21 protein-coding genes and 11 tRNA genes are annotated in these 25334 nt (G+C 50.7%); 25 read left to right on the forward strand and 7 right to left on the reverse strand.

Features of this window, described 5'->3' with window-relative positions; all coding sequences use genetic code 11:
- The first annotated feature begins 49 nt into the window (after nucleotides 1-49).
- From ETR37_RS14100 to ETR37_RS14150, 11 genes are all read left to right on the forward strand, one after another.
- Nucleotides 50-125, forward strand: a tRNA-Val gene (locus ETR37_RS14100).
- 181 nt (nucleotides 126-306) lie between these two features.
- Nucleotides 307-383: transfer RNA gene (locus tag ETR37_RS14105), tRNA-Met, on the forward strand.
- A 5-nt stretch (nucleotides 384-388) separates the two neighbouring features.
- Nucleotides 389-464 (forward strand) — tRNA-Asp (locus tag ETR37_RS14110).
- Nucleotides 465-782: 318 nt separating this feature from the next.
- Nucleotides 783-858: transfer RNA gene (locus ETR37_RS14115), tRNA-Phe, on the forward strand.
- Between the two features lie 426 nt (nucleotides 859-1284).
- Nucleotides 1285-1360 (forward strand) — tRNA-Thr (locus ETR37_RS14120).
- 7 nt (nucleotides 1361-1367) lie between these two features.
- Nucleotides 1368-1440, forward strand: a tRNA-His gene (locus ETR37_RS14125).
- Between the two features lie 319 nt (nucleotides 1441-1759).
- Nucleotides 1760-1830: transfer RNA gene (locus ETR37_RS14130), tRNA-Gly, on the forward strand.
- A 6-nt stretch (nucleotides 1831-1836) separates the two neighbouring features.
- Nucleotides 1837-1910: transfer RNA gene (locus ETR37_RS14135), tRNA-Ile, on the forward strand.
- Nucleotides 1911-2119: 209 nt separating this feature from the next.
- Nucleotides 2120-2194: transfer RNA gene (locus ETR37_RS14140), tRNA-Asn, on the forward strand.
- A gap of 6 nt (nucleotides 2195-2200) precedes the next feature.
- A tRNA-Ser gene (locus tag ETR37_RS14145) sits at nucleotides 2201-2293 on the forward strand.
- 4 nt (nucleotides 2294-2297) lie between these two features.
- Nucleotides 2298-2369: transfer RNA gene (locus tag ETR37_RS14150), tRNA-Glu, on the forward strand.
- A 302-nt stretch (nucleotides 2370-2671) separates the two neighbouring features.
- On the opposite strand, the gene ETR37_RS14155 is transcribed toward ETR37_RS14150, so the two are convergent.
- Complete coding sequence (locus ETR37_RS14155; RefSeq protein ID WP_013146297.1) at nucleotides 2672-3337, reverse strand: B3/B4 domain-containing protein; 666 nt, start codon at nucleotides 3335-3337, stop codon at nucleotides 2672-2674.
- Nucleotides 3338-3389: 52 nt separating this feature from the next.
- On the opposite strand from ETR37_RS14155, the gene queG reads away from it, so the two are divergent.
- The 5 genes from queG to yhbH all read left to right on the forward strand — a co-directional run bounded on the left by queG (nucleotide 3390) and on the right by yhbH (nucleotide 9640).
- Nucleotides 3390-4532, forward strand: a complete 1143-nt coding sequence (queG, locus tag ETR37_RS14160) for a tRNA epoxyqueuosine(34) reductase QueG (protein ID WP_013146296.1) — start codon at nucleotides 3390-3392, stop codon at nucleotides 4530-4532.
- 61 nt (nucleotides 4533-4593) lie between these two features.
- The gene (locus tag ETR37_RS14165) at nucleotides 4594-5457 is read left to right on the forward strand and encodes an amidase domain-containing protein (RefSeq protein ID WP_015373983.1); all 864 of its coding nucleotides are present in this window, start codon (nucleotides 4594-4596) and stop codon (nucleotides 5455-5457) included.
- A 23-nt stretch (nucleotides 5458-5480) separates the two neighbouring features.
- The gene (gene trmL / locus ETR37_RS14170) at nucleotides 5481-5954 is read left to right on the forward strand and encodes a tRNA (uridine(34)/cytosine(34)/5-carboxymethylaminomethyluridine(34)-2'-O)-methyltransferase TrmL (RefSeq protein WP_015373984.1); all 474 of its coding nucleotides are present in this window, start codon (nucleotides 5481-5483) and stop codon (nucleotides 5952-5954) included.
- A 324-nt stretch (nucleotides 5955-6278) separates the two neighbouring features.
- Nucleotides 6279-8174, forward strand: a complete 1896-nt coding sequence (locus ETR37_RS14175; protein WP_011229990.1) for a PrkA family serine protein kinase — start codon at nucleotides 6279-6281, stop codon at nucleotides 8172-8174.
- Between the two features lie 308 nt (nucleotides 8175-8482).
- Nucleotides 8483-9640 (forward strand): sporulation protein YhbH, encoded by a 1158-nt coding sequence (gene yhbH / locus ETR37_RS14180; RefSeq protein WP_033005854.1) that lies wholly within the window; start codon nucleotides 8483-8485, stop codon nucleotides 9638-9640.
- Nucleotides 9641-9712: 72 nt separating this feature from the next.
- Here yhbH and ETR37_RS14185 read toward each other — a convergent pair whose 3' ends face one another.
- Complete coding sequence (locus ETR37_RS14185; protein ID WP_015373986.1) at nucleotides 9713-10405, reverse strand: hypothetical protein; 693 nt, start codon at nucleotides 10403-10405, stop codon at nucleotides 9713-9715.
- Between the two features lie 266 nt (nucleotides 10406-10671).
- Between ETR37_RS14185 and ETR37_RS14190 the strand changes: the two genes are divergently transcribed.
- On the forward strand, nucleotides 10672-11649 hold the full coding sequence (locus tag ETR37_RS14190) for a LacI family DNA-binding transcriptional regulator (protein WP_129447436.1): 978 nt from the start codon (nucleotides 10672-10674) through the stop codon (nucleotides 11647-11649).
- Between the two features lie 58 nt (nucleotides 11650-11707).
- Here the strand turns inward: ETR37_RS14190 and ETR37_RS14195 are convergent, their stop codons facing one another.
- Nucleotides 11708-12388 carry a response regulator gene (locus ETR37_RS14195; RefSeq protein ID WP_013523005.1) on the reverse strand — a complete coding sequence of 227 codons (681 nt, stop codon included), beginning with the start codon at nucleotides 12386-12388 and terminating at the stop codon, nucleotides 11708-11710.
- Between the two features lie 62 nt (nucleotides 12389-12450).
- The gene (locus ETR37_RS14200; protein WP_015373988.1) at nucleotides 12451-14028 is read right to left on the reverse strand and encodes an ATP-binding protein; all 1578 of its coding nucleotides are present in this window, start codon (nucleotides 14026-14028) and stop codon (nucleotides 12451-12453) included.
- A gap of 312 nt (nucleotides 14029-14340) precedes the next feature.
- On the opposite strand from ETR37_RS14200, the gene ETR37_RS14205 reads away from it, so the two are divergent.
- The 5 genes from ETR37_RS14205 (at nucleotide 14341) to ETR37_RS14225 (ending at nucleotide 20358) form a co-directional block, all read left to right on the forward strand.
- Nucleotides 14341-15384, forward strand: coding sequence for a TRAP transporter substrate-binding protein (locus ETR37_RS14205; protein ID WP_081133330.1), 1044 nt, complete (start codon nucleotides 14341-14343; stop codon nucleotides 15382-15384).
- Nucleotides 15385-15694: 310 nt separating this feature from the next.
- Nucleotides 15695-16957 carry a dicarboxylate/amino acid:cation symporter gene (locus ETR37_RS14210; protein ID WP_129447437.1) on the forward strand — a complete coding sequence of 421 codons (1263 nt, stop codon included), beginning with the start codon at nucleotides 15695-15697 and terminating at the stop codon, nucleotides 16955-16957.
- Nucleotides 16958-17238: 281 nt separating this feature from the next.
- Complete coding sequence (locus ETR37_RS14215; RefSeq protein ID WP_053414423.1) at nucleotides 17239-18066, forward strand: aldo/keto reductase; 828 nt, start codon at nucleotides 17239-17241, stop codon at nucleotides 18064-18066.
- Nucleotides 18067-18213: 147 nt separating this feature from the next.
- Nucleotides 18214-18906, forward strand: coding sequence for a zinc metallopeptidase (locus ETR37_RS14220; protein ID WP_011230067.1), 693 nt, complete (start codon nucleotides 18214-18216; stop codon nucleotides 18904-18906).
- Nucleotides 18907-19017: 111 nt separating this feature from the next.
- Nucleotides 19018-20358, forward strand: coding sequence for a hemolysin family protein (locus ETR37_RS14225; RefSeq protein WP_129447438.1), 1341 nt, complete (start codon nucleotides 19018-19020; stop codon nucleotides 20356-20358).
- A 74-nt stretch (nucleotides 20359-20432) separates the two neighbouring features.
- Here ETR37_RS14225 and ETR37_RS14230 read toward each other — a convergent pair whose 3' ends face one another.
- The gene (locus ETR37_RS14230; protein WP_013146286.1) at nucleotides 20433-21332 is read right to left on the reverse strand and encodes an RluA family pseudouridine synthase; all 900 of its coding nucleotides are present in this window, start codon (nucleotides 21330-21332) and stop codon (nucleotides 20433-20435) included.
- A gap of 138 nt (nucleotides 21333-21470) precedes the next feature.
- On the opposite strand from ETR37_RS14230, the gene ETR37_RS14235 reads away from it, so the two are divergent.
- A complete protein-coding gene (locus ETR37_RS14235; protein ID WP_033005141.1) occupies nucleotides 21471-21869 on the forward strand; it encodes a YhcU family protein in 399 nt (132 codons plus the stop codon).
- A 35-nt stretch (nucleotides 21870-21904) separates the two neighbouring features.
- On the opposite strand, the gene ETR37_RS14240 is transcribed toward ETR37_RS14235, so the two are convergent.
- Entirely contained in the window at nucleotides 21905-22381 is a 477-nt protein-coding gene (locus tag ETR37_RS14240) for a thioredoxin family protein (protein ID WP_033005137.1), read from the reverse strand.
- Entirely contained in the window at nucleotides 22378-22815 is a 438-nt protein-coding gene (locus ETR37_RS14245) for a disulfide formation protein C (protein WP_013523012.1), read from the reverse strand. The genes ETR37_RS14240 and ETR37_RS14245 overlap by 4 nt, the downstream gene beginning before the upstream one ends.
- Nucleotides 22816-22996: 181 nt before the next feature.
- On the opposite strand from ETR37_RS14245, the gene ETR37_RS14250 reads away from it, so the two are divergent.
- Complete coding sequence (locus tag ETR37_RS14250; protein WP_013146282.1) at nucleotides 22997-23443, forward strand: CBS domain-containing protein; 447 nt, start codon at nucleotides 22997-22999, stop codon at nucleotides 23441-23443.
- Nucleotides 23444-23558: 115 nt separating this feature from the next.
- Nucleotides 23559-25316, forward strand: coding sequence for a phospho-sugar mutase (locus ETR37_RS14255; protein WP_015373995.1), 1758 nt, complete (start codon nucleotides 23559-23561; stop codon nucleotides 25314-25316).
- Nucleotides 25317-25334: the final 18 nt, after the last annotated feature.

A 25334-nucleotide genomic window follows, 5' to 3' on the forward strand; every position in this document is an offset into this window, starting at 1 on the left:
GTTGGGGCCAGCGCCCCTGCAAGAGTAGGTCGCTGCTAGGCAATTTCGTGGAGGATTAGCTCAGCTGGGAGAGCACTTGCCTTACAAGCAAGGGGTCGGCGGTTCGATCCCGTCATCCTCCACCATCTTAATATAAAAGCTGACTTGCTTTCTCATCATCGTGGGGTGGAGCAAAGAGCCTTTGCTTCAACGAATCCGCTTCCAGTTGCCTCGACGCATCTGGCATCTTTGAATCAGCTTGTAGAGGAAGAGGCGACGAACAACAACGATAAGAGCATTGTGCAAATTAATTTACTTTCTTATCGCCGCGGGGTGGAGCAGTCCGGTAGCTCGTCGGGCTCATAACCCGAAGGTCGCAGGTTCAAATCCTGCCCCCGCAACCAAAATTGGTCCCGTAGTGTAGTGGTTAACATGCCTGCCTGTCACGCAGGAGATCGCGGGTTCGAGTCCCGTCGGGACCGCCATTCTTTCAAAATTGTGAAAGATGAAAAAATATGGCTCGGTAGCTCAGTCGGTAGAGACGAGCATCCGCATCGTCGAATCTGCTGCGAGTTGTCCCGACGCATCTGGCTTCTTCGAATGGGCTAGTAGAGGAAGGGACACAAAAATCATCAACGAACAAGGGAAAAATAAGATAAGGCTCGGTAGCTCAGTCGGTAGAGACGAGCATCTGCTTCATCGAATTCGCTTCGAGTTGCCTCGACGCATCCAGCATCGTCGAATCCGCTGGCAGAGGAAGAGGCACAAAGCGGTATCAATAGGCAGTGTGAAAAATATAATACGGCTCGGTAGCTCAGTCGGTAGAGCAAAGGACTGAAAATCCTTGTGTCGGCGGTTCGATTCCGTCCCGAGCCACCATTTTTATCATAGTTCCGAAAGAAGATTCCTGCTTCATGCAAAGCTAAGTGGGAGTAGTTCACAGACATGTCAGATGTTCAAACCACCCCGGCTTAGTTCAATGGGTAGCCACGAGCACTCGCATCGTCGAATCTGTTGCGAGTTGCCTCGACGCACGAGGCTTCCTTGAATGAGCTTGAAGAGGAAGAGGCACAACCAGGCAGACAACATGAGTCACTAACTAATTTTAAATGTGCCGGCTTAGCTCAATTGGTAGAGACGAGCATTCGCATCGTCGAATCTGCTGCGAGTTGTCCCGACGCATCCTGCTTCTTTGAATAAGCTTGCAGAGGAAGGGACACCGAGCATTTGACTTCCTCGAATTAGCTGGGAGAGGAAGAGGCACAACCAGGCAGACAACATGAATCACTAGCTAATTTTAAATGTGCCGGCTTAGCTCAATTGGTAGAGCAACTGACTTGTAATCAGTAGGTTGCGGGTTCAAGTCCTGCAGCCGGCACCAGATCGAGGCGACTATGGCGAAGTGGTTAACGCACCAGATTGTGGCTCTGGCATGCGTGGGTTCGATTCCCACTAGTCGCCCTTTTCATTATATTCTATATTTGCGTGTGTAGTTTAGTGGTAAAACCTCAGCCACGAGCATCTGCATCATCGAATCTGCTTCGAGTTGCCCCGACGCATCTGGCTTCTATGAATCAGCTGGTAGAGGAAGGGGCATGGAAGCAGCGTGGCGGATGTTCAACTAAATGATATGCGGGTGTAGTTTAGTGGTAAAACCTCAGCCACGAGCATTTGCATCATTGAATTAGCTTCGAGTTGCCTCGACGCATCCAGCTTCCTCGAATTAGCTTGCAGAGGAAGAGGCATGAAAGATTGTGATGGGTGTTTCATCAAAAATTATGCGGGTGTAGTTTAGTGGTAAAACCTCAGCCTTCCAAGCTGATGTCGTGGGTTCGATTCCCATCACCCGCTTTTTATGGGCCTATAGCTCAGCTGGTCAGAGCGCACGCCTGATAAGCGTGAGGTCGGTGGTTCAAGTCCACTTAGGCCCATTATTTTCCATTGAATGTTTTTTGGCTATTCGCTATAATAATGGGCGAACAATGCCCCATCGTTCCACAGCAAAAGCGGAGCGACGAGCTTCACATCTTCGAATTCGCTACGAGTTGCCTCGACGCATCTCGCTTCCTTGAATTAGCTGGCAGAGGAAGAGGCAACGAGCACATTTGGAAGATGTGCATAACATATAGTTATTCATCATTCCGCAATAGCTCAGCGGTAGAGCAACCGGCTGTTAACCGGTAGGTCGTAGGTTCGAATCCTACTTGCGGAGCCATGTTACGGAGAAGTACCCAAGTGGCTGAAGGGGACGGTTTGCTAAACCGTTAGGTCGCAGTTTTGCGGCGCGCGGGTTCAAATCCCGCCTTCTCCGCCATAATGGCCCGTTGGTCAAGTGGTTAAGACACCGCCCTTTCACGGCGGTAACACGGGTTCGAATCCCGTACGGGTCACTGGTTGCTGGCGCCAGAGATTCTGGTGCCCTTTTGTACAATTTCTTTTGTCGATTTTTGCGTTTTTTTCTTGCGATGCGTGTGGAAGTCTGTTATAATGTCTCTCGTTAGCTTTAAAATTATGTTATGATGCTTGGGGACAACGCAGTGTTTCGTTTCGTTAAAGAACGAGGCATTGCGTTTTTTTATTTATCACCCTAAACCGAGAAGACCCCCACTTCCACGCGTGAGCGTAGGTGGGAGAGCGTTCAAGTAGGGAGGGAGTCCCCCGTTTCCAACGGCAGGAAAGTGGGGGGAGAAGATCAAACGAACAATTGGGCGTCGGCTTCGCCGCCATGAATTTGCACAAACATCGTTTGGATGGCTTGAAGCTGGCGCTTGGCGGTTTCTTCTGGCGTTGATGGGAGAAAGTAAACGATTTGCAAAGCGTTTTTCGTTTCTCTCGTCACGGCGGTCCGCTCCGAATCGACGATCGGACTGCCAAACGGCCCTCGTTCATCTTTGCTGACGAGTTTGTTGGCAAAGTTGACTGTGCGGCCGTTTAACGCGATGTATTCATCTTGTTCCGTGCCGATCGTGAGCGTCACTGTCCCGTTGATGCGGTCTAGATCATAGATGCCGAGTGGAATTTTATAATAGAGTGAAAAAAAGTTGTTTATGTCTGCCGCTGAATGGATAGGCGGAATGAAGCTTTTTTTCTGGATGCGTCGGTACAGGCTTTCACTTGACGGTCGATAGCGGCTTGGGTCCGTTCCGATTTGTTTGAAAGTACGGCGCCATTCGACCATCTCAGGAATGTCGGCAATCGACTTTTCCTGCAGCTCGATGTAAAGAGATTCTTGAAACAGCTCAAGCCGCCCCCTTAACATTTGCGGTGAATCGCTGACCTCGATATGATGATAGCGGATGACGCCGAATTTACCAGAAGGAAGGCGTTGCTTTAGTTGTTCTGATATCACGAATTTCATCTTGATCACCTCGGATTTCATTTTATCATATATGACGAAAGGAGGGAAAACGATGGATGTTATGGCATTAAAGCGGGAAGTCATTGAGTATAGTCGGTCAATCGGCATTGATAAAATCGGATTTGCGAGCGCTGATCCGTTTGTTGAATTAAAGGAACGGCTGCGCCGCCAGCAGGAGCTCGGCTATCAGTCCGGTTTTGAGGAACCAGATATTGAGAAACGGACGAATCCTTCATTGCTTCTTCCGGAAGCAAAATCGATCATTGCCATTGCTCTTGCCTATCCGTCCAAAATGAAAAATGCGCCGCGGGGGACAAAGACGGAACGGCGCGGCGTTTTTTGCCGCGCTTCATGGGGAAAGGACTACCACGATGTGTTGCGGGAACGTTTGCAGCAGCTCGAGGAGTTTTTGCTGGCCAAAGTGCCCCATGCCCGCGTTCGCTCGATGGTGGATACCGGAGAGCTCGCCGATCGGGCGGTGGCGGAACGGGCAGGGATCGGTTGGAGCGGCAAGAACTGCTCTATTATTACACCGGAGTTTGGATCGTATGTGTATTTGGGAGAAATGATTACGAATATTCCATTTCCCCCTGATGAACCGGTTGAAAACCGATGCGGCACGTGCACGAAATGCATTGATGCCTGCCCGACCGGGGCGCTTGTACAAGGGGGACAACTGAACGCACAGCGGTGCCTTTCCTTTTTAACGCAAACGAAAGGCTTTTTGGCCGACGAGTTTCGGGAGAAAATCGGGAACCGGCTGTACGGCTGCGATACATGCCAGCAAGTCTGCCCGGAAAATAAGGGGAAAGACTTTCATTTGCATCCAGAATTCGAGCCGGATCCGGAAGCGGTAAAGCCGAAACTCATCCCGCTGCTTCAGATGAGCAACCGTGAATTTAAAGAAACATTTGGGGCCATGGCGGGTTCATGGCGTGGGAAAAAGCCGATTCAGCGCAATGCCATTCTGGCGCTCGCCCATTACAAAGACCAAACCGCGGTGCCGCACTTACTGCGTTTGTTGAAAGAGGATAGCCGTCCAGTCATCCGCGGGACGGCGGCGTGGGCGCTCGGGAAAATCGGGGATCCAAGCGCTAAGCCTTATTTGGAGGCCGCGCGGCAAACGGAGGCGGATGCCGATGTGATCGCTGAGATTGAAAAAGGACTGAAACTGTTGGCTGAGGCAAAGGAATAGGGAAAAAAACGCAGCTTCCCCACATAAGGTAGTAACAAAAACGAAAGTGGTGGAAAGCAGCATGAAAAAACAGTTGCGCGCGTGGTTGGATGAGCGAGCCCGCTCGTTTGTGTCGGAAAGCAATATCCGAAGCGAAGAGGCGGCAAGAAAGCAACGGCTTTGCCAAAAGCGCGGTGCGGAGATCGTCCGTTGCACGATCCGGGGACAAATTATCGGCAGGCAGACCATCGAGCGGGAAGCGAAAGTGATGTATATTGCCCACCATCAATTTTTAATTAAGCAAAGGGGTTCACTATATATAGAAGAACAGGTTGAGGAGCGATGCGCCTGTTTTGTTCGCGGTGAGCTTGTAGCTGATGAACCGATCAACCGGTTGGGGGGGTATATGGAGGCGCCGCGCGTCGAACGAGAGCAATGGACGGGGGAGCGTCTTTCTTACCAGTATGACCGCGCCCGGGCGGTGCGGTATGCGGAAACGTGGTGGAATCGGCATAACCCGGTGTTTCCGTCGTTTCCGGTGGATTGCACGAATTTTGTCTCTCAATGCTTGTATGCAGGCGGGGCGCCGATGACGGGCTATCCGAACCGTGCGAGGGGATGGTGGTGTCAAAACGGAAGTTGGAGTTACAGCTGGGCTGTGGCCCATGCTTTTCGTTGGTATTTGAGCGGGTCGCGCATCGGCTTGCAGGCGGTGGAAGTGGCGGAGCCGGAGCAATTGATGGCAGGCGATGTCATCTGTTATGATTTTCAAGGGGACGGACGCTTCGACCACTCAACGATTGTGGTGGCGAAAGATCAGAACGGGATGCCGCTTGTGAACGCCCATACGACAAACAGCCGCATGCGTTACTGGTCGTATGAAGATTCAAGCGCCTATACGCCAAACATTCGGTATAAATTTTTTCACATCATTGACCGCAAATAAACGATGTTGCTGAGGTGAACGAAATGCCGCTCCATGTAGTACTGTACCAACCAGAAATTCCGGCTAATACCGGGAATATCGCCCGCACATGCGCGGCTACGGATACGGCGCTTCACTTGATTCGTCCGCTTGGGTTTTCAACGGATGATAAAATGTTAAAGCGCGCCGGGCTTGATTATTGGCCGTATGTCAATATTTCGTATTATGACTCGCTTGACGAACTATTCGCCCGCTTTCCGGAAGGGGAGTTTTATTTCATTACGAAATTCGGGCGCCGGTATTATGATTCGTTTGATTTCAGCGATACAGAAAAACATATTTTCTTTGTGTTCGGCCGTGAAACGACCGGATTGCCGAAGGAGCTGCTTGAGGCCAATATGGATCGTTGCCTTCGCATCCCGATGAATGACAAAGTGCGCTCGTTAAACTTGTCGAACACGGCGGCCATTTTAGTGTACGAAGCGTTGCGCCAACAACGGTTTTATGGGTTGTCATAAACAAAAAAACGACCTTCGCTCTGGAGGTCGTTTTTTTGGTCTTATTGTCTGACGCCTGGTTTGTCTTCATAGCCAGCGGTGAAAATGGCCGTCAAAAACGCAATGATAACCCCTAGCACAAGCAACGTGCGCATCGTTTGTTCCTCCTTCATAATGAAAGTGGCAGGCGTTTCCCTCTTTATTATAGCGAATATGGCCAAGCATGTGAATGACCGCAGCTGGTTGTTAGGAGACAAAATTTTTTTTGCGGCGAATGATACGGGACATCCTCGCATAAATTGTAATAATCTTGCTGTTAGACATCCAAGGGTGAGGAGGTCCTTTATGGATATTTTGCAAAAAATCGCCCGGTATCGGGAAGAAGAAGAAAAGTTGAAATGGGAAGGAACGTTTGCCGAGTATTTAAAGATTTTAAAAGAAAAGCCGTGGGTGGCCCAGTCGGCTCATTCGCGTGTTTATAATATGATCAAAGATGCTGGGGTCGAAGAGGTGAATGGGCGGAAACGATATAAGTTTTTCAGCCAGCACCTGTTCGGGCTTGAGGAGGCGCTTGAGCGGCTCGTTGAGGAATATTTCCACCCGGCGGCGAAGCGGCTTGATGTGCGGAAACGGATTTTGCTGCTGATGGGGCCGGTCGGCGGCGGGAAGTCGACGTTGGTAACGCTCCTGAAGCGCGGGCTTGAGGAGTACTCCAAAACGGAGCGCGGAGCCGTTTATGCGATTAAAGGGTGCCCGATGCATGAAGACCCGCTTCACCTCATTCCTCACCATTTGCGCGACGATTTTTACCGTGAGTACGGCATTCGCATTGAAGGTGAGCTGTCGCCGCTCAATATGATGCGGCTTGAGAAAGAGTACGGCGGACGCATTGAAGACGTGCTGGTGGAGCGTATTTTCTTCTCGGAAAACCGCCGCGTCGGCATCGGGACGTTCAGTCCGTCTGACCCAAAATCGCAAGACATCGCCGATTTAACGGGAAGCATTGATTTTTCAACGATCGCGGAATACGGTTCCGAGTCTGACCCGCGCGCGTATCGGTTTGACGGCGAGCTGAACAAAGCCAACCGCGGGATTATGGAATTTCAAGAGATGTTAAAGTGCGATGAAAAATTTCTTTGGCATTTGCTGTCGCTGACGCAAGAAGGCAATTTCAAGGCTGGGCGGTTTGCTTTAATCAGCGCCGATGAATTGATCATCGCGCATACGAACGAAACGGAATATCGGTCGTTCATTGCCAACAAAAAGAACGAGGCGCTCCATTCGCGTATCATCGTCATGCCGATTCCGTACAACTTGCGCGTCTCGGAAGAAGAGCGCATTTATGAAAAAATGATCCGCGAAAGCGACGTCGCCGACGTGCATATCGCCCCGCACACGCTGCGGATTGCGGCTATGTTTACGATTTTGACGCGGCTGAAAGAATCGAAGCGGCCGGATGTGGATTTATTGAAGAAAATGCGCTTGTATGATGGCGAAATGATTGAAGGATTCAGCGAGGTCGATGTGGAGGAGCTGAAAAAGGAGCATCCGGATGAGGGGATGAGCGGCATCGACCCACGCTATGTCATCAACCGCATTTCTGCCTGCATCATCCGCAAAGGAGTGCCGTCGATCAATGCGCTTGACGTGCTTCGTTCGTTGAAAGAAGGATTGGATCAGCATCCGTCGATCACGAAGGAAGACCGCGAGCGGTATTTGAATTTCATTTCGCTCGTGCGCAAGGAGTATGATGAAATCGCAAAACAAGAAGTGCAAAAGGCGTTCGTCTATTCGTATGAAGAGTCAGCGAAAACGTTGATGGATAACTATTTGGACAACGTCGAGGCGTACTGCAACAAGACGAAACTGCGCGATCCGCTTACGGGTGAGGAAATGAATCCGGATGAAAAGCTGATGCGCTCGATCGAGGAACAAATCGGCATTTCCGAAAATGCGAAAAAAGCGTTTCGCGAAGAAATTTTAATTCGCATTTCGGCATATGCACGAAAAGGACAGCGGTTTGATTATAATTCACATGAACGGTTGCGGGAAGCGATCCAGAAGAAATTGTTTGCGGATTTAAAGGACATTGTCAAAATTACAACGTCGACGAAAACACCGGATGAGCAGCAGTTGAAAAAAATTAACGAAGTCGTCGCCCGCCTCATTGATGAATACGGGTACAACTCCACGTCAGCCAATGAATTGCTCCGTTATGTCGGCAGCTTGTTGAACCGCTAGGCATGCCTCAAGCGCTGAGGCATGCTTTTTTTATCCTCCTCCCCTGTCTGACCGAGTTGCACAGGGAGGGTCGAGCGAAGACGACGCAGCGAGCTTCGCTAAAAGGAAGCGAACAAGAGGGCGCGAAGCTGATAATCGGGCTTGTCTACTTTTCTATTTTCCTCATTCATTGGTCAATTATTTTGAATTTTTGCATACGATAAAATAAACCAACTTGGCATCGTGATGGCCCGTTTTGATGACGCCAACATAAGTATATGCGGGAAAGCGAAAAGTGTGAAAATGATTTTTTCAAAGGAGGGGAAAACATGAAGGGGAATTTTGTTGTATCGAAAGAAGACTGGTCCCTCCACCGCAAAGGATATGATGATCAAAAGCGCCATCAAGAAAAAGTGAAGGAAGCGATCAAAAACAATTTGCCCGACTTAATTACGGAAGAAAGCATTATCATGTCCAACGGGCGCGATGTGATTAAAATTCCGATCCGCTCGCTCGATGAATACAAAATCCGCTACAATTATGAGAAAAACAAACACGTCGGCCAAGGAAACGGAGACAGCCAAGTCGGCGATGTCGTGGCCCGAGACGGAAGCGGGGAGGGGCAAGGGCCAGGAAAAGGCCAAGGGGCTGGCGATTTGCCGGGCCAAGATTATTACGAAGCTGAAGTGTCACTGATGGAGATTGAGGAAGCGTTCTTTAGCCAACTGGAGCTGCCCAACTTGCAACGAAAAGAGCTGGATCAAAATGTAACTCAACATATCGAATTTAATGACATCCGCCGCACCGGACTGATGGGGAACATCGATAAGAAGCGGACGATGCTCGCTGCCTTCAAGCGCAATGCCATGAATGGCAAACCAGGTTTTTATCCGATTTACCGCGAAGATTTGAAGTTTAAAACGTGGAACGAAGTCGTCAAGCCAGAATCGAAGGCGGTCGTCTTGGCGATGATGGACACAAGCGGATCGATGGGCATGTGGGAAAAATATATGGCACGCAGCTTTTTCTTCTGGATGACGCGCTTTTTGCGCACGAAATATGAAACCGTTGAGATCGCCTTTATCGCCCACCATACGGAAGCGAAAGTTGTCAGCGAGGACGAATTTTTCACGAAAGGGGAAAGCGGCGGGACGATTTGCTCATCCGCCTACCGCAAGGCGCTTGAACTGATCGAAACGAAGTATTCTCCGTCGCGCTACAACATTTATCCGTTCCACTTCTCCGACGGCGACAACTTGACATCGGACAATGCCCGTTGCGTGAAGCTTGTTCAAGAGCTGATGAAAGTGTCGAACATGTTTGGGTACGGGGAAGTCAACCAGTACAACCGCCATTCCACGCTCATGTCGGCGTATCGCAATATTAAAGACGAAAAATTCCGCTATTATATTTTGAAGCAAAAATCGGATGTGTTCCATGCGATGAGAACATTTTTCCGCAAAGAAGAAAGCAAGCAGCTCGTTTGACCCTCTTCATATGGCGAAAAGAGGGTTTTTCTTTTTGGAAAGGCGGGAGGGCGAGGCCCTCCCTAAAATAAGTTATTGCTTTTGCAGCGTCGCCGCCATGGCGAGTACGGCGCCAAGCACGTCTTCGTTGCTTGGAGCGTGCACGGTCAATAGCATCGGCGTTGGTTGGGCGCTGGCGATGACATGAACGGTGACACCGTCCGCTTGGGCAGTGTACCAAACGGCATCAGCGAACGGCTTAGGCAATCCGTTCGTTTGTTGGCGGGCGGCGTTGGCGTCAACCGCTTGGGCATGTTCTTGCGCTAGTTGCTCGTAGTTTGTTTCCCCCTCCGAAAGCAAGCGGATGCGGGCGAATGCGTCGCCATGAAGCAAGACATCGGCGCCCGGTTCTTCGGCGTCAAGGGTCCATCCTTCCAAAACATAGAGGGAAAAATGTTGATTGTCGCTCGTTTGCAGCGTTGCCGTTTTCGTGATGGTTTGTTTCCCTTCTTGATAGGACAAGGAAACGGTCGGTTGTGAAGCAGCAGATTGCTCTTCTTTTGTCGTTGATTGCTCTTCCTCTTTCCCGGTTGGTGATGTTTGCTCTTTTGCTTCTTTCGAGGAAGAATGTTCTGTGGATGACGGCGCATCAGACGATGGTTTTGGATCGTCGGCTGTCTGCTCTTCCTTTGCCGCCTGTGTCGTCTCGTGCTCTTTCGTTCCACAGCCAACCAGCAAGACGGAGGCGACAGCGAGAGAGAACAACAGTTTCCAGTATCGAATCATGTTCATTCCTCCCTACGTTCCATATACCCCCCATTATACCAATTGAAACGGTGGAAACAAACAGACTCGTTTCCCTATTTTTTTGTTTGTTTCGCGTGCAAGGCGATATGCGCCCCGCCCCAAACAGCGGCGACGAGCAGAATGAGTGAAGCCAATCCGCAAAGCATGCGGTCACCTCCTCGTGTATACTAGAACTAGATGGCAGGATGAATGTAATGTATGAAACGCGTTTCAAGTCAAGAGCTTTTATGGAGGGAAGTGGGAACGTGGCGAACATCCGTGATTTGGCGAAAGAAGCGGGTGTGTCGGTGGCCACTGTATCGAGGGTATTGAACGGATATCCGTATGTGAGCGAGGAAAAGCGGAAGGCAGTTTGGGAAGCAGCCCAGAAGCTTCAATATGTGAAAAATATTCAAGCCGTTCACTTGGCGAAGGGAAGAACAGCGATTGTCGGGGTCATGCTTCCGTACATTCACCATCCTTATTTTTCCGCTGTAATCGAAGGGATTTCCAAAGAGGCGCTTCGTTATGGTTACCAGTTGCTTTTGTTTCAGACAAACTATGAGGTGGAAAGGGAGCTTGAGGCGTTGGAACGGCTGCGGATGAAGCAAATGGATGGGTTGATCGTATGTTCCCATGAAGTGGACTGGGAAGCGTTTGCGGCTTATCAGGAAGACGGTCCCATTGTTTTATGTGAGCAGGTGGAAAGGTATGATTTTTTCACTGTCTATATCGATCACTACCAAGCGTTTGTCCAAGCGCTTCGCTACTTGATCAAAAAGGGGCACCGGCGCATCGGTTATTGCATCGGAAGAATGACCGGGCCGAACAGCCAAGCGAGGGCAGGGGCGTACCAGGATGTGTTGCGTGAAGTCGGCGTCCTTCCTCGTTGGCAGTGGGTTTTCGATGGTTGTCTATTTCTTGAAGATGGAAAGCGGGTTATGGAGCAATGGATCGCGATGGAGGAGAGGCCGAGCGCGTTGCTTGTGACGAGTGACCAAGTGGCGGCCGGAATCGTGCTCCATGCGCGCCGAATCGGGGTGCGCATTCCAGATGAGCTTGCCGTTATTGGTTTTGATAATGATCCATTGGCCGAAATGCTGGGCATTACAACCGTGGCACTCCCCCATTTTACGCTCGGGGAAAGAGCGTTCCGCCTTCTTCACCATTGGCTGGAGACAGGCCGTGTGGCGCGAAAACAGGAAGAGCTGCCTGCCCGGTTGCTGGTGCGGGATACGGCATAATAAGGCCTGGCTTTCCGTCTCTGACAACCAGCTTAAAGCCAAGTGAAACGGCGCCGTGTTATGTTGCTTTCAGATGGTACCGATTCACTGGTCGTCCGACGCCGCCGTATTGAACATCGAGCACGACTTTTCCTGTTTTCTCAAGGTACTCCAAATAGCGGCGGGCGGTGACGCGGGCGATGCCGACTCCTTCGGCCACTTCCTCGGCGGAAACAGGGAAGCGGTGCCCGCGCAAATAGGCGATCACTTTTTCCAATGTGACCTCATTCAGTCCTTTCGGAAGCTCGGAGGACGGTCCGGCCGGTTGTTCAGCCGCCCGCCTTAGGGCATCGAGTTCCACCTGGGTGAGCGATTCCTTTTCCGCAAGCGACCGGCGGAACGTCCGATAATTTTCCAACGCCTGTTTGAGCCGTTCAAATTTGAACGGTTTCACAATGTAATCGAAGGCGCCGTTTTGCAGGACGCGGCGCACCGTTTCAATGTCGCTCGCCGCGGTAATGGCGATGATATCGACTTCATGGCCGCGGGCGCGGATTTGTTTTAATGTTTCAAGGCCGTCCAGCTGCGGCATGTAAATATCGATCATTGCTAAATCCGGGTGCAGCTCGTCGATGAGGCGGAGTCCTTCTTCACCGTTTCCAGCGAGGCCGATGACGGTGAAGCCGTCGACTTGTTCAATCATTTGCCGATTCACTTCTTGCACCATCGGGTCATCCTCGATCAACAACACGCGATACATAGCCTTTTCCTCCTTCGTCTCGACGGGGGTGTCTTTCGCGGCCGCCGTTGCCTAAATGGACCTCACATGTCAAAGGTCACCGTAAACACCGTTCCTTTCCCCTTTTCCGACTGCACATCGATGCGCCCGTTTCCCTTTTCCACAATTTGCTTCACCAAATACAAGCCGATGCCTCGACCGCTCTCCCCTTTGGTTGAAAAGCCTTCATCAAAAATGCGGTTGATATGCTCACGGGCAATGCCTTGGCCGTTGTCTTCGACCGAGAGGGAACAAATGTCTTCATTTTGTTCGATGCTGATGTAAATTTCTTTTTCCCGGTCGGTTACATCACGGAACGCGTCGAAGGCGTTTTCAATTAAATTGCCAAGGAGAACAACAAAATCATGGTGATCGAGATGCGGCGGAAAGCGGTGCAGCCGGCTGTGCCGATCGATGGTCACGCGGATGCCGAGCTCCTTGCCGCGGCGGATTTTGCTTAAGAGCAATCCAGAAATGCTTTCGTCCTTAATGTTGCGGCTTAAAAACTGTGTCAGTTCTGCTTGTTCCTCCGTGACTTGGAAGACGTACTCGAGCGCCTTTTCGATATGGCCGAGCTGGATGAGGCCGGCGATCGTATGAAGCTTATTCATGTATTCATGATTTTGCACGCGCAAGGCGTGGACAAACGCCTTGACGCCCGTCAGTTCTTCGGCGAGTCTCTTCACTTCCGTCCGGTCTTGGAAAATGGCGATGGCGCCGACCGTTTTCCCGTTGACTTTGATCGGGATGCGGTTGCTCCAAATCGTTAAATTGCCGATCTGCAACTCCTTATTGTAAATCGGCTTGTTTACTTCCAAGATTTCCGGAAGGTGTGTGTCTGGAATGACGGAACGGATCGACCGGCCGATGACATCCCCTTTGACGCCGAGCATTTGTTTTGCCCGGTCGTTGAAGATGGTAATGTTTTCATCGCTGTCAATGGCGATGACGCCTTCGTGCATGGCGTTAAACGCTTCCGTCCGTTCGATCAGCAGCTTGGCGATCTCATGCGGTTCCAGCTCAAACATTTGCCGCTTGATATGGGAGGCGAGCAGCCATGCACCAATTCCACCGACAACGAGCGACAAAACGACCGCTACGGCAGCTTCTTCTTTCAAAGAATCAATGGCTTCAAAAAACGTCGGCAACCGGTAGGCGGCGATGACGACGCCAATTTGTTCGTGATCGCTGTTCATAATGGGAACGAAGGCGCGAACCACTGTCCCGATTTCCCCGCGGGCTTTGGAAGTGTACGTATGTTCGGCAAATGCCGGCCCCTCATCAGCACCGCGGGAGATCGTGCCGATCATTGCCGGAAGCGGATGGGAGAGGCGCACTTTGTTCATATCGAGAACGACGATATAGTCGGCGCTGTGAATGACGCGCACCCGCTCGACGACCGGATTGATCAGCGCCCGGCTTTGTTTGTTTCCGACAATATGGCGCCTGACTTCGGGCAGCTCGGAGACGGTGCGCGCGGTCAATAAGGCGCGCTGGCTGAGTTCCTCCTCCTTTGTATGGAAAAAGTCGCTGATGATGAATGCACCGCTCAGCAACATGGAAAAGCTGACGATGGCGAAAATCAACATCGTAATTTTCCAGCGAATCGGCAGCCGGTTCATGGCGGAACTCCTTTTTGGCAGTCGTGATGGCTGTTGGACATGCCATATGAATCGGGAAAGGAATAAATCAACGTTTTTTTCATTATACCAAATCTTCTTGAATGGAAAGAAACGAAAGGTGTAAAATGGCGGTGGGGAACAAATATTCTGCCCGCCAGCATAGAAGATGGTGCATACGTAAGGCGTGGCGATTGCTGCTTTCAAACCGAATCGGTGGGCTCCAGCCGCTTTTTTGCTTCAATGATTCGAGTCGGCGGGGAGCATTCCGTTGGAGTGCCATTTTAGCAATAGGATGGAAGAATGGTGTGAACAATGGGGAAAAAGTGGAGAGCATGGACAATCCTTTTGTTTGTCGGCCTCGGTCTAGTCGGCTGGGCAGCTAGCCGTCAACTGGGACGTGAACCACTTGTTTATGACGACGAGCAAAAAGGATTGGAAAAGCAAATCATTATTTATTTCAGCCATGTCGTAGCAGAGAATACGCCAAAAGGGCTGGCGGCGCAAAAGTTTGCCGAGCTTGTCGAGCAAAAAACAAACGGCCGCGTCAAAGTCGAAGTGTTCCCGAACGGCTCGCTTTATTCGGATGGGGAAGAGCTTGATGCGCTGTTGCGCGGCGACGTGCAAATGATCGCGCCATCATTTTCAAAGGTGACAGAGCTTGTCCCCGAATGGCAAGTGCTCGATTTGCCGTTTTTGTTCCGCGATGAGGACGACGTGCGCCGCGTGTTTACTGGAAAAGTGGGCGCCGAGCTGCTTCGGATGCTGGAGGCAAAAGGAATGAAAGGACTGGCGTTTTGGAGCAATGGATTTAAGCAAATGATGAGCACAACCCGTCCGCTCATCGCCCCTGACGATTTTCGCGGCTTGCGTTTTCGCATTATGCCGAGCGAAGTGATTGAAAAGCAGTTTCGCTTGCTTGGCGGTGAACCGATTGCCGTTTCATTTGACCGCGTTTATCAGGAGCTTGAACAGCATAAGTTTGATGGGCAGGAAAATACGATTTCCAATATTTATTCGAAAGGGTTTTACAAATTTCAACCGTATATTACGATCAGCAATCACGGATATCTCGGGTACGCCGTCATGATGAATCAGTCATTTTGGGACCATTTGCCGAAAGACATCCAGCAAAAAATAACCGAAGCGATGGCTGAAGCGACGCGTTGGAATTTAGAGCAGTCGAAAGAGCAAAACGAACGGGAGCTCAAGCAGCTCGAGCGGCGTGAAGATGTCTTCCTTTACCGGCTGTCGGAAGAGGAGAAACGGAAATGGGAGCAGAAGTTTGCCCCGCTGTACGACGAGTTTACGAGGCAGTTTGGTTCCAGGCTTTTGAATGAAATGAGAGGATCGCAATAGGCTTCCGCGGGCGGAAGCTTTTTTGTTTTTGAACAGCAAAAAAGTGGCTCTTCACCAAAAGTTGTACTTGATTTTTTCTGAACATACCCTATTTACGCTTGTGAAGGAAAACCAACAAATCCGTGATTTTGGCACATCTTTGTGCAGGAAACCGTATTGCTTGTCAAGTAACATGTTGTGGTGAAGAGCCAAAAAAGGTCAAGACCAAAAAGACCAAAACGACCATTATCACCATAATATTTTGATTTCAACGATTTTTCTTTATGATAATGTTGAAAGCGTTGCCAAAATATCGAAAGGAGTGGGAGAAATGCGGAGAAAACTGAAAAACTTGACGGTGCAAGTCATCATCGGCATTATTTTAGGGATCATTGTCGGATTTGCATTTCCGGAATTTGGCGCGAAGTTGAAAGTATTGGCAGACGGATTTATTAAGCTGATTAAAATGGTGATCGCCCCGATCATTTTCTTCACCGTCGTCATCGGAATCGGCAATATGGGCGACTTGAAAAAGGTCGGCCGCATCGGCGGCAAGGCGCTCATTTATTTTGAAATTGTCACGACGTTTGCGTTGGCGATCGGGATTGTCGTCGTCAACCTTGTCAAACCAGGGGTTGGGTTTCATACCGATGCAGTAAAAGGCGGCGACATTTCACAATACACGAAACAAGCGGAAGAAACAAGCCACGGTTTTGTTGATTTCATTTTAAGCATCATTCCCGACAACGTCGTTGCCGCGATGGCGAGCGGCCAACTGCTTCCGGTGCTCTTCTTCGCCGTGTTGTTCGGCTTAGCGGCTGCCGCGCTTGGGGAAAAAGCAAAACCAGTGATTTCCTTGTTTGAACGGCTGGCGGAAATTTTCTTCGGCGTCGTCAACATGGTAATGAAGGTGTCGCCGATCGCCGCGTTCGGCGCGATGGCGTACACGATCGGCACGTTCGGCCTCGGATCGCTCGTGTCGCTCGGTAAATTGATGGGTTCTGTTTACATTACGATGGCGCTCTTCATTTTCGTCGTGCTTGGCGGGATTGCCAAGTTTTATGGGTTTAACATCTTTAAGTTTCTCGCTTATATCAAAGAGGAACTGTTGCTTGTTTTGGGCACGTCTTCGTCTGAATCAGCGCTGCCGCGGCTGATGGAGCGTTTGGAAAAATACGGGTGCTCGAAATCGGTTGTTGGTCTTGTCGTTCCGACAGGGTATTCGTTTAACCTAGACGGCACATCGATTTACTTGTCGATGGCAGCTATTTTCATCGCCCAAGCGTACGGCATTGATTTAACCATTTGGCAAGAGCTGACGTTGCTTGGCGTCTTAATGCTCACTTCGAAAGGGGCAGCAGGGGTTACCGGTTCCGGCTTTATTACGCTGGCTGCAACGTTGGCAGCATTTCCGATGATTCCGGTCGAAGGCATCGCCTTGTTGCTTGGGGTTGACCGCTTCATGTCGGAAGCGCGGGCGATTACGAATATTATCGGCAATGCTGTAGCGACAGTGGTTGTTTCGAAAATGGAAAACGAGTTTCATCCGAACGAAGCTGAAGTGGAGCGCGCCTCGATGAGCGTGGCCAAATAAGAGTCAGGAGCGCTCTGCAAGTCCCATTGACAGCTTTTCCGTTCGCATGTTTCTGACTGCGTCGGGAAAGGCGCCGCACGCTGCAAATCGCCGAATGGATGAAAGAAGGAATGCAATGACAGCGCGAGGGGAACGTTTCCCCTCGTTTTTGCGTTGATTTTCCCCTAAAGAAAGAACAAGAGGGACGCGGGGAAGTGAGAAAGGAGAGCAAGCATATATTTTGATTTTCTTTCCCTCTTTTCCCATAATGAAACTATAATGACGCTCGAGGAGGAGAGGATATGAACGGCCTGCAAGATTGCGCCACTTTGCATAACGGGGTGAAAATGCCTTGGGTCGGCCTTGGCGTTTATAAAGTCAAAGAAGGGGAGGAAGTAAGAAGCGCGGTGCGCACCGCGCTCGAGATCGGCTACCGCCATGTTGATACAGCCGCTTTTTATGAAAACGAAGAAGGTGTCGGTCAAGCGATCCGCGAATCCGGCATTCCCCGCGAACAAGTGTTTGTGACAACGAAAGTGTGGAACACCGACCAAGGGTATGAGACGACGCTGAAGGCGTTTGACAAAAGTTTAAAAAAACTCGGGTTCGATTATGTCGATTTGTATTTGGTTCACTGGCCGGTGAAAGGGAAGTATAAAGAGACGTACAAGGCGCTGGAAAAGTTGTATAAAGACGGTTATGTGCGCGCGATTGGAGTGAGCAACTTCCAAATTCACCATTTGCAAGATGTGATGGCTGACTGCGAAATTAAGCCGATGGTCAACCAAGTCGAGTATCACCCACGCCTGACGCAAAAAGAGCTGCTTACGTTTTGCCGGGAAAACGGCATCCAGCTTGAAGCATGGTCGCCGCTCATGCGTGGGGAAATTTTAAGCGAACCGACGATCGTTGACATTGGGCGCAAGTACGGGAAAACGCCGGCGCAGGTGGTGTTGCGCTGGGATTTGCAACACGGCGTTGTGACGATCCCGAAGTCGGTGACGCCGGCGCGGATCAAGGAAAACGCTGATATTTTTGATTTCTCGCTGACCGACGAAGAAATGAAACAGATCGACGCGTTGAACTTGAACAAACGGGTCGGTCCTGACCCAGACAATTTCAATTTTTGATGTTCCCATGAGCCAAATAGCGCCTCGATGCAGGCGCTGTTTTTTTTTGAAACCGGAGCGGGCCGTTTGACGTATGAAAAGGTGAGCAAGTACAATAAATAATAGTATACACATTTGATGAACATTGAAAAAACGGAGGGTGCTGTGATGCTATTCCATCCGATGGATATTTTCATTTTTATCGCCTTCCTGATATCGCTTTGGGCGCAATGGAAGGTATCAAGCAATTTCAATGCCTGGTCTGAAGTTCCAGCCTCATCGGGGTTGACGGGGGCGGAAGTGGCGCGCATGATTTTAGACCGCCACGGGCTGCACCATGTGCCGGTGGAGGTCGTGCCAGGGAGATTGTCCGACCATTATGATCCGATTTCCCGCACGGTCCGTTTGTCGGAGCCGGTCTTTTATGGGCGTTCAATCGCTTCCATTTCCGTTGCCGCCCACGAGGTTGGCCATGCCGTTCAACACCAGCAAGGCTACGCGGCGCTCGTCCTTCGCCACCGGATGTTTCCGATTGTGAACTTCGCTTCGGGCGTTGCGCCGTTGTTGTTGCTCGTTGGATTTGTGCTCCATCAATTTTCGCTGATTGGACTCGGCATTTTGTTTTTCTCGCTGGCGGTGGCCTTCCAAATCATTACCTTGCCGGTGGAGTTTAACGCGAGCGCACGGGCGAAGCGGTTTATGCTGGCTGAAGGGTTGATCGCCCCAAATGAAGCGCGAGGCGTAAACAAAGTGCTTGGCGCGGCGGCGCTGACATACGTCGCGGCAACGTTGATCGCCGTGTTTGAACTGCTGAAATATGTGCTCATTTTCACCCAAGGGAACAATAATGAGGAATCGTAACATATTGGGCCGCCTAAGGCGGCCCAGCGGCATCATCGTCTATCAGCTGCAATGGAAACTTTTGTGTGCAGGAGGTGTAACCTGGGCGCTTCATCCGCGCTCGGAGACGAATTGGATATAGCCAGTTTGCTGTTGGTGGCGTTTCTCATCGCTTGCACCGCCTTTTTTGTCGCTTCTGAATTTGCGATCGTCAAGGTGCGCAGCTCGCGCATCGATCAGCTTGTCAATGAAGGGAATCGACGGGCGGTCGCGGCGAAAAAAGTGATTTCGAATTTGGACGGCTATTTATCGGCGAACCAGCTCGGCATTACGCTCACCTCGCTTGGCCTTGGCTGGCTCGGGGAGCCGACGGTGGCGCGGATGTTGCTGCCGCTGTTTGAACGCCTCCATTTATCGGAATCCGTCTCCCACTTTTTAGCGTTTATCATTTCGTTTTCGCTCATCACCTTTTTGCATGTCGTCGTCGGTGAATTAGCGCCGAAGACGTTTGCCATTCATAAGGCGGAAGCGATTACGCTGTTTACGGCTCAGCCGCTCATCTGGTTTTACAAAATCATGTATCCGTTCATTTGGACGCTCAACAACTCTGCGCGGCTCGTGACGCGCCTGTTTGGCCTCAGGCCGGTGGCGGAGCATGAAATCGCCCACTCTGAGGAGGAGTTGCGCCTCATTTTATCCGAAAGCTACAAAAGCGGGGAGATCAATCAGTCAGAGTACCGCTATGTCAATAACATTTTTCGTTTTGACGACCGCATAGCGAAAGAAATTATGGTGCCGCGCAAAGAAATTGTGGCGCTCGATATTAACAAAAGCGTCAAGGAAAACTTGGACATCATTCGCGAAGAAAAGTATACGCGCTATCCGGTCATTGACGGCGATAAAGACCATGTGCTTGGACTCATCAACGTGAAAGAGGTGTTTACGGACTTTATTGCCAATCCGTCCAACGAAAAGCAGATGAAAGACTATATCCGCCCGATCATTCAAGTGATTGAATCGATCGCCATTCACGATTTGTTGGTCAAAATGCAAAAAGAACGCATCCATATGGCGATTTTGGTCGATGAATACGGCGGCACGTCTGGACTGGTTACAGTCGAGGACATTTTGGAAGAAATCGTTGGCGAAATCCAAGATGAGTTTGATATTGATGAAATGCCGCTGATTCAAAAAATGGACGATCGATTGATCTTGGATGGCAAAGTGTTGATCAGCGAAGTGAATGACTTGCTTGGGCTGGACATTGACGATGATGACGTCGATACGATCGGCGGCTGGATTTTAACGAAGCATTATGATATCAAACCAGGCGAGAGTGTCGAAATCGATGGCTACTTGTTTACGGTGAAGGAAATGGATGGCCATCATGTGAAATCGCTGGAAGTGGCAAAAAAAGAGCCGAGCAAAGAGGAGGAGGCGGCAGGCGCCGAAGAGGAGGAGTTGCGTTTGTAAGGCAGACGGGGGCGTCTGCCTTTTCTCGTTTCGGCCGAGAAATCCCCTCCTCCATTGAAGGACGGCGGAGTAGATCAATTGTAAATGCGCGAAAGGTCGGTGGGAAAATCGCTTGTTGGCGCGAGACAAATGACCTCTTCGTTTGTAAACGGATGGCGGAACGTTAGCTTAGCGGCATGAAGCGCATGGCGATGAAACACTGGTTTGCCGCCATAAAGCACATCGCCGACGAGCGGATGGCCGAGATGGGCCAAATGGACGCGGATTTGGTGCGTCCGTCCAGTCTCGAGAGAAAGCTCAACAAGCGATGTTGACGGGAATGTTTTGATGACGCGATAGTGTGTCACCGCTTTTGCCCCCGTCTTCGAGACGCGCCGGCGCGTTGGATGGTGGCGGTCGCGGCCGATTGGCGCGGAAATGGTTCCTGATTTCGGGGACAAACGACCGTGAACAAGGGCGACGTACGTCCGCTTGATGGCACGGTGGGCGAGCATCCGATCGAGCGTCGCACCGGCAAGCGGGTGTTTGGCAAATAAAATCGCTCCCGACGTGTCGCGGTCAAGTCGGTGAATGTGGCGCACTTTTGTTAAAATTGCCTGCGACTGCAAATAAAACGCGACCGCATTGGCGAGCGTGCCGGTTTGCCCCGGTTCGGACGGATGAATGTCGATGCCGGCTTCTTTGTTCAAGACGAGCAGATGGTCGTCCTCCCATAAAATCGAAAGCTCCCGATATTCTGGAACGATGAACGACGGCTCGGGCTCATATGCGTAAAGCTGAAGCCGGTCGCGTTCGTTGAGCACCGTCTTCCAGGGAACAGCCTGGCCGTTCAGTTTGACGCCGTGTTCCATCCGCCAACGGTGGGCGAGCTTTTTCGAGGCGGCCCATACGTCTTTCAGGAGCTGTTCAATCGTCAAACCGCTCCACCAGCTAGGGATGATGCATTCCAGCCAATCGCCTTTTCTTGTCCACAAAGGTTGTCACACTCCCAATTGTTTGTTAGCTGTGGAAACACTTTCTACCCCTATCCTTGCGCGAGATATGGTACACTCATAGTATCGTCTTCATGATGGAGAACGCAAGCATTGCGGCGAGAAAAGGTGGTATGGACGTTGAAAATGATGTATGCAGCGACTCCGGAACAAGAGCATTACATGCAGTATTTGCTCAACTACTTTTATACCGATGTGTTCCCGTATTACTTCGATGACGAACAAATCCGTCAATTTGAGGAGTGGGGCATTCTTTCGTTAGATCACGAACATGTGGCATATAATGGAACAATGAAGGAGGCTTTCCAAATCATTTCGGCGCTGCAGTCGCTCATTACCGTCATCGAATATATGGGGGAACATGGAGAGTGCGACCAATATGAATGGCTGTTTGCCCGCAACCAAAAAATTTTGGCTCGTCATGGAATCACCTTTCCATTTCGGGCCAAGCAGTTTCTCCATAAGCGGGCGATGCCGTGCAGCATGTATGTTCCCGCTGTGAACCAGTGGGTGATGTAGGGCAAGGGGCTGCGTCTTGTAAAAGGCGCAGCTCCTTATTTTTTTGGCATTGGCAGTGAGGCAAACCATCGGCGAAACGTTTTTTCATCATGGTATCCTTCGATGCGTTTTGCCTCTTTGCCGTTTTCATAATGGACAATGGTCGGGGTTGCTTCAATATGGTATATGTCCCAACCGTCTTCAAATTCGAGCAAGTTGAACAGCTTTAAATCGATGCCAAGCTCCTTTGCTAGCGGCACGACGATCGGCGTTGTCCGGTGGCAGTGCGGGCATGTCGGGCTGTAAAAGTAAACGGTGAGCGTCTTGCCGTCAGCCAGCTGCTGTTTCAACTCCGCGGGCAAAATAATGTTGCGGTAGTTCGGGTCGTCAAGTTGGGCGACAGTGGCTGGGTTCAGCTCGCTTTTATGGTAAGGGTTGTTGCTTGCGGCTTCTTTTTGTTCGTACATCGTAATAAACGCGATCGCAGCGAACAGGACGACAATGATGCCGCCAAATGCGAGCAGTTTTTTCAACGTTCGCTCTCCTTTCTTTGCTGGCGCATGACGGTCCAACTTAACAAAATAATGATCATAAAGGCAGTGAACGCCAAAAATGGAATGGTGATAAATCCAAGCCAGTTTATATATTGCCCTGTGCACGGAATGCGGCCGCAGCTGATGGCGTATTCTTGAAGCAGCGGAATTTTTTGCAATCCATAATGATACAGAGAAATACCCCCGCCAATCAATGACAGTGTGAAGCTATAGCGAGCTGCCGCAGCGTCTTTGCGCACGATGGCGATTCCTAAAATGATGACTTGCGGATACATAAAAATGCGTTGAAACCAGCACAGGTCGCACGGAATGTACCCAAGCACCTCCGAAAAATAAAGGCTTCCGAGGGTGGCGATGAGCGCAGTCGCCCATGCGGCCAAAAGCAAGTGTTCCGCGCGTTTTTCTTGTTCCATCCTTCTCCCCTTCTTCCGTTGCAGACACCGTTGCCCGATCTTACACTGTTCAGCTCCATTATAAGGGATGGAAAACGGAACGTCCATTCATAACCGGCAAAGGGCAGGAAAGAAAACAACATTTTCTATCTATATCGCTCGACAAACGAGCCATACTAATCGGTGAAAGGGGAGGATCACATTGACGAACAACAGCGGAAACAAAGTGCAGGACATTATGACGAAAAACGTCGCAACGATTTCGCCGAACCAAACGGTGCAAGAAGCAGCGCAAATCATGAGCCAAAAAAATATTGGGGCGCTTCCGGTTGTGGAAAACGGGCAAGTCAAAGGGATGATTACGGACCGCGATATTACGTTGCGTGTTTCGTCCCAAGGAAAAGACCCGTCGACCGTCAAAGTAGCGGAGGTCATGACGAACCAAGTCGTCACCGGTACGCCGAATATGAGCGTACAGGAAGCCGCGAATGTCATGGCCCAACATCAAGTTCGCCGTTTGCCGATCGTGGAAAACAACCAGCTTCAAGGCATTGTTGCGTTAGGCGATATTGCGACGAACAGCGCATCAAACGAAGCGGCTGAACAGGCGTTGACGAGCATTTCCGAACCGTCGCAGCCGCAAGGGTAATGGGGGAAAAGGATGCCCACATTTTTTCCAGGGCATCCTTTTTCTTTTGGCAGGTATATTGTATGATGGGAGCGAATACATAAACAGGGAAAATGAAAATCAAGGGGGAACAGCGATGGAGTGGAGACAAAAATACGAACAATGGCTGCGTGAGCCGCAGCTCGATCCGGAATTGAAGCGGTTGTTGGAACAACGCCGCCATGATGAACGATGGCTGGAGGATTGCTTTTACAAAAATCTCGAATTCGGCACCGGCGGCATGCGCGGCGAGATTGGCCCGGGGACGAACCGAATGAACATGTATACGGTGCGAAAAGCGTCGGAAGGATTGGCGCGATACATACAATCGTTTGGCGATGAGGCGAAGCAACGCGGGGTCGTCATTGCCTATGACTCCCGGCATAAGTCGCCGGAATTTGCGATGGAGGCGGCGAAAACGTTGGCGACGAACGGCATTCAAACATACGTGTTTGATGAATTGCGTCCAACGCCGGAACTGTCGTTTGCTGTTCGCTATTTGCGGGCGTTTGCCGGCATTGTCATCACCGCTAGCCATAATCCGCCCGAATATAACGGCTATAAAGTGTATGGAGAGGACGGGGGACAGCTGCCGCCTGCTGTCGCCGACCAAGTGATCCGCTATGTCAATGAAGTCGAAAATGAGCTCGCCATTCATGTGGAAGATGAGAAAACGTTAAGAGAAAAAGGCCTTATTCGCATCATCGGAAGCGAAGTCGATGATGCTTATATCCATGCGGTCAAAACGATTTCCATCCATCCGGAGCTCGCTCGGGAAACGGCGATCCATATCGTGTTTACGCCGCTTCACGGCACGTCAAACAAACCGGTGCGCCGCGCGCTCGCTGAGCTCGGCTACCAAAACGTCTTTGTCGTCAAAGAGCAGGAGTTGCCGGATCCGAATTTCTCGACGGTCGCCTCGCCCAATCCGGAAGAACACGCGGCCTTCGCCATGGCGATGGAGTTGGGCAAGCAAGTGAACGCTGATCTGTTGATCGCCACCGACCCGGATGCCGACCGGCTGGGCGTGGCGGTGAAAAATGACAAGGGAAACTATGTCGTGCTGACCGGCAATCAAACCGGCGGCTTGTTGCTCCACTATTTGCTGTCGCAACGAAAAGCTCAAGGCACTCTGCCGGAAAATGGTGTTGTCTTAAAAACGATCGTGACGTCTGAATTGGGTCGGGCGATCGCCCAATCGTTTGGTCTTGAGACGGTCGATACGTTGACCGGTTTCAAATTCATCGGTGAAAAAATAAAGGAATACGAGCAAACAGGGCAATATGTGTTCCAGTTCGGATATGAGGAAAGCTATGGGTATTTGATCGGCGATTTTGTCCGTGACAAAGATGCCGTGCAGGCGGCTGTCCTCGCGGCGGAAGTGTGTGCGTTTTATAAAAAGCAAGGGCTATCGTTGTATGAGGCGCTCTTGCAATTGTTTGACCAGTACGGCTATTACCGCGAGGGACAACGATCGCTCACGCTGAAAGGCAAAGAAGGAGCAGAGGCGATTGCCGCGATTTTAGCGTCGTTCCGCCAACAGCCGCCGGTGGAGGCCGCGGGGAAAAAGGTGACGGTGATTGAGGATTACAAAACGAAAGAGCGGACGAACACGTTGACCGGCGAAAAAACGGCCATTAATTTGCCGACATCCAATGTGCTCAAGTATATCTTGGAGGATGGCTCGTGGTTTTGTCTGCGTCCATCAGGGACGGAGCCGAAAATGAAGGCGTACTTCGGCGTCAAAGGGACGTCGCTGGGGGACAGCGAAGAAAGACTAGCGCGCTTAACAGAAGCCGTCATGCAACGCGTAAAGGATGTGCTTAGCACCGTTTCGCCTTCTTATGCGCAATGATCAGCACAATCTGCGGGG

Source organism: Geobacillus sp. PK12 (assembly GCF_004123125.1).
In the GTDB taxonomy this organism is placed as follows: Bacteria; Bacillota; Bacilli; order Bacillales; family Anoxybacillaceae; genus Geobacillus; species Geobacillus zalihae.

What these genes read in the sequence shown, in the direction of transcription:
- ETR37_RS14155 (WP_013146297.1), bottom strand. Translation starts at nt 3,337, where the DNA reads ATGAAATTCGTGATATCAGAACAACTAAAGCAACGCCTTCCTTCTGGT.
- queG (WP_013146296.1), top strand. Translation starts at nt 3,390, where the DNA reads ATGGATGTTATGGCATTAAAGCGGGAAGTCATTGAGTATAGTCGGTCA.
- ETR37_RS14165 (WP_015373983.1), top strand. Translation starts at nt 4,594, where the DNA reads ATGAAAAAACAGTTGCGCGCGTGGTTGGATGAGCGAGCCCGCTCGTTT.
- trmL (WP_015373984.1), top strand. Translation starts at nt 5,481, where the DNA reads ATGCCGCTCCATGTAGTACTGTACCAACCAGAAATTCCGGCTAATACC.
- ETR37_RS14175 (WP_011229990.1), top strand. Translation starts at nt 6,279, where the DNA reads ATGGATATTTTGCAAAAAATCGCCCGGTATCGGGAAGAAGAAGAAAAG.
- yhbH (WP_033005854.1), top strand. Translation starts at nt 8,483, where the DNA reads ATGAAGGGGAATTTTGTTGTATCGAAAGAAGACTGGTCCCTCCACCGC.
- ETR37_RS14185 (WP_015373986.1), bottom strand. Translation starts at nt 10,405, where the DNA reads ATGATTCGATACTGGAAACTGTTGTTCTCTCTCGCTGTCGCCTCCGTC.
- ETR37_RS14195 (WP_013523005.1), bottom strand. Translation starts at nt 12,388, where the DNA reads ATGTATCGCGTGTTGTTGATCGAGGATGACCCGATGGTGCAAGAAGTG.
- ETR37_RS14200 (WP_015373988.1), bottom strand. Translation starts at nt 14,028, where the DNA reads ATGAACCGGCTGCCGATTCGCTGGAAAATTACGATGTTGATTTTCGCC.
- ETR37_RS14205 (WP_081133330.1), top strand. Translation starts at nt 14,341, where the DNA reads ATGGGGAAAAAGTGGAGAGCATGGACAATCCTTTTGTTTGTCGGCCTC.
- ETR37_RS14210 (WP_129447437.1), top strand. Translation starts at nt 15,695, where the DNA reads ATGCGGAGAAAACTGAAAAACTTGACGGTGCAAGTCATCATCGGCATT.
- ETR37_RS14215 (WP_053414423.1), top strand. Translation starts at nt 17,239, where the DNA reads ATGAACGGCCTGCAAGATTGCGCCACTTTGCATAACGGGGTGAAAATG.
- ETR37_RS14220 (WP_011230067.1), top strand. Translation starts at nt 18,214, where the DNA reads ATGCTATTCCATCCGATGGATATTTTCATTTTTATCGCCTTCCTGATA.
- ETR37_RS14245 (WP_013523012.1), bottom strand. Translation starts at nt 22,815, where the DNA reads ATGGAACAAGAAAAACGCGCGGAACACTTGCTTTTGGCCGCATGGGCG.
- ETR37_RS14255 (WP_015373995.1), top strand. Translation starts at nt 23,559, where the DNA reads ATGGAGTGGAGACAAAAATACGAACAATGGCTGCGTGAGCCGCAGCTC.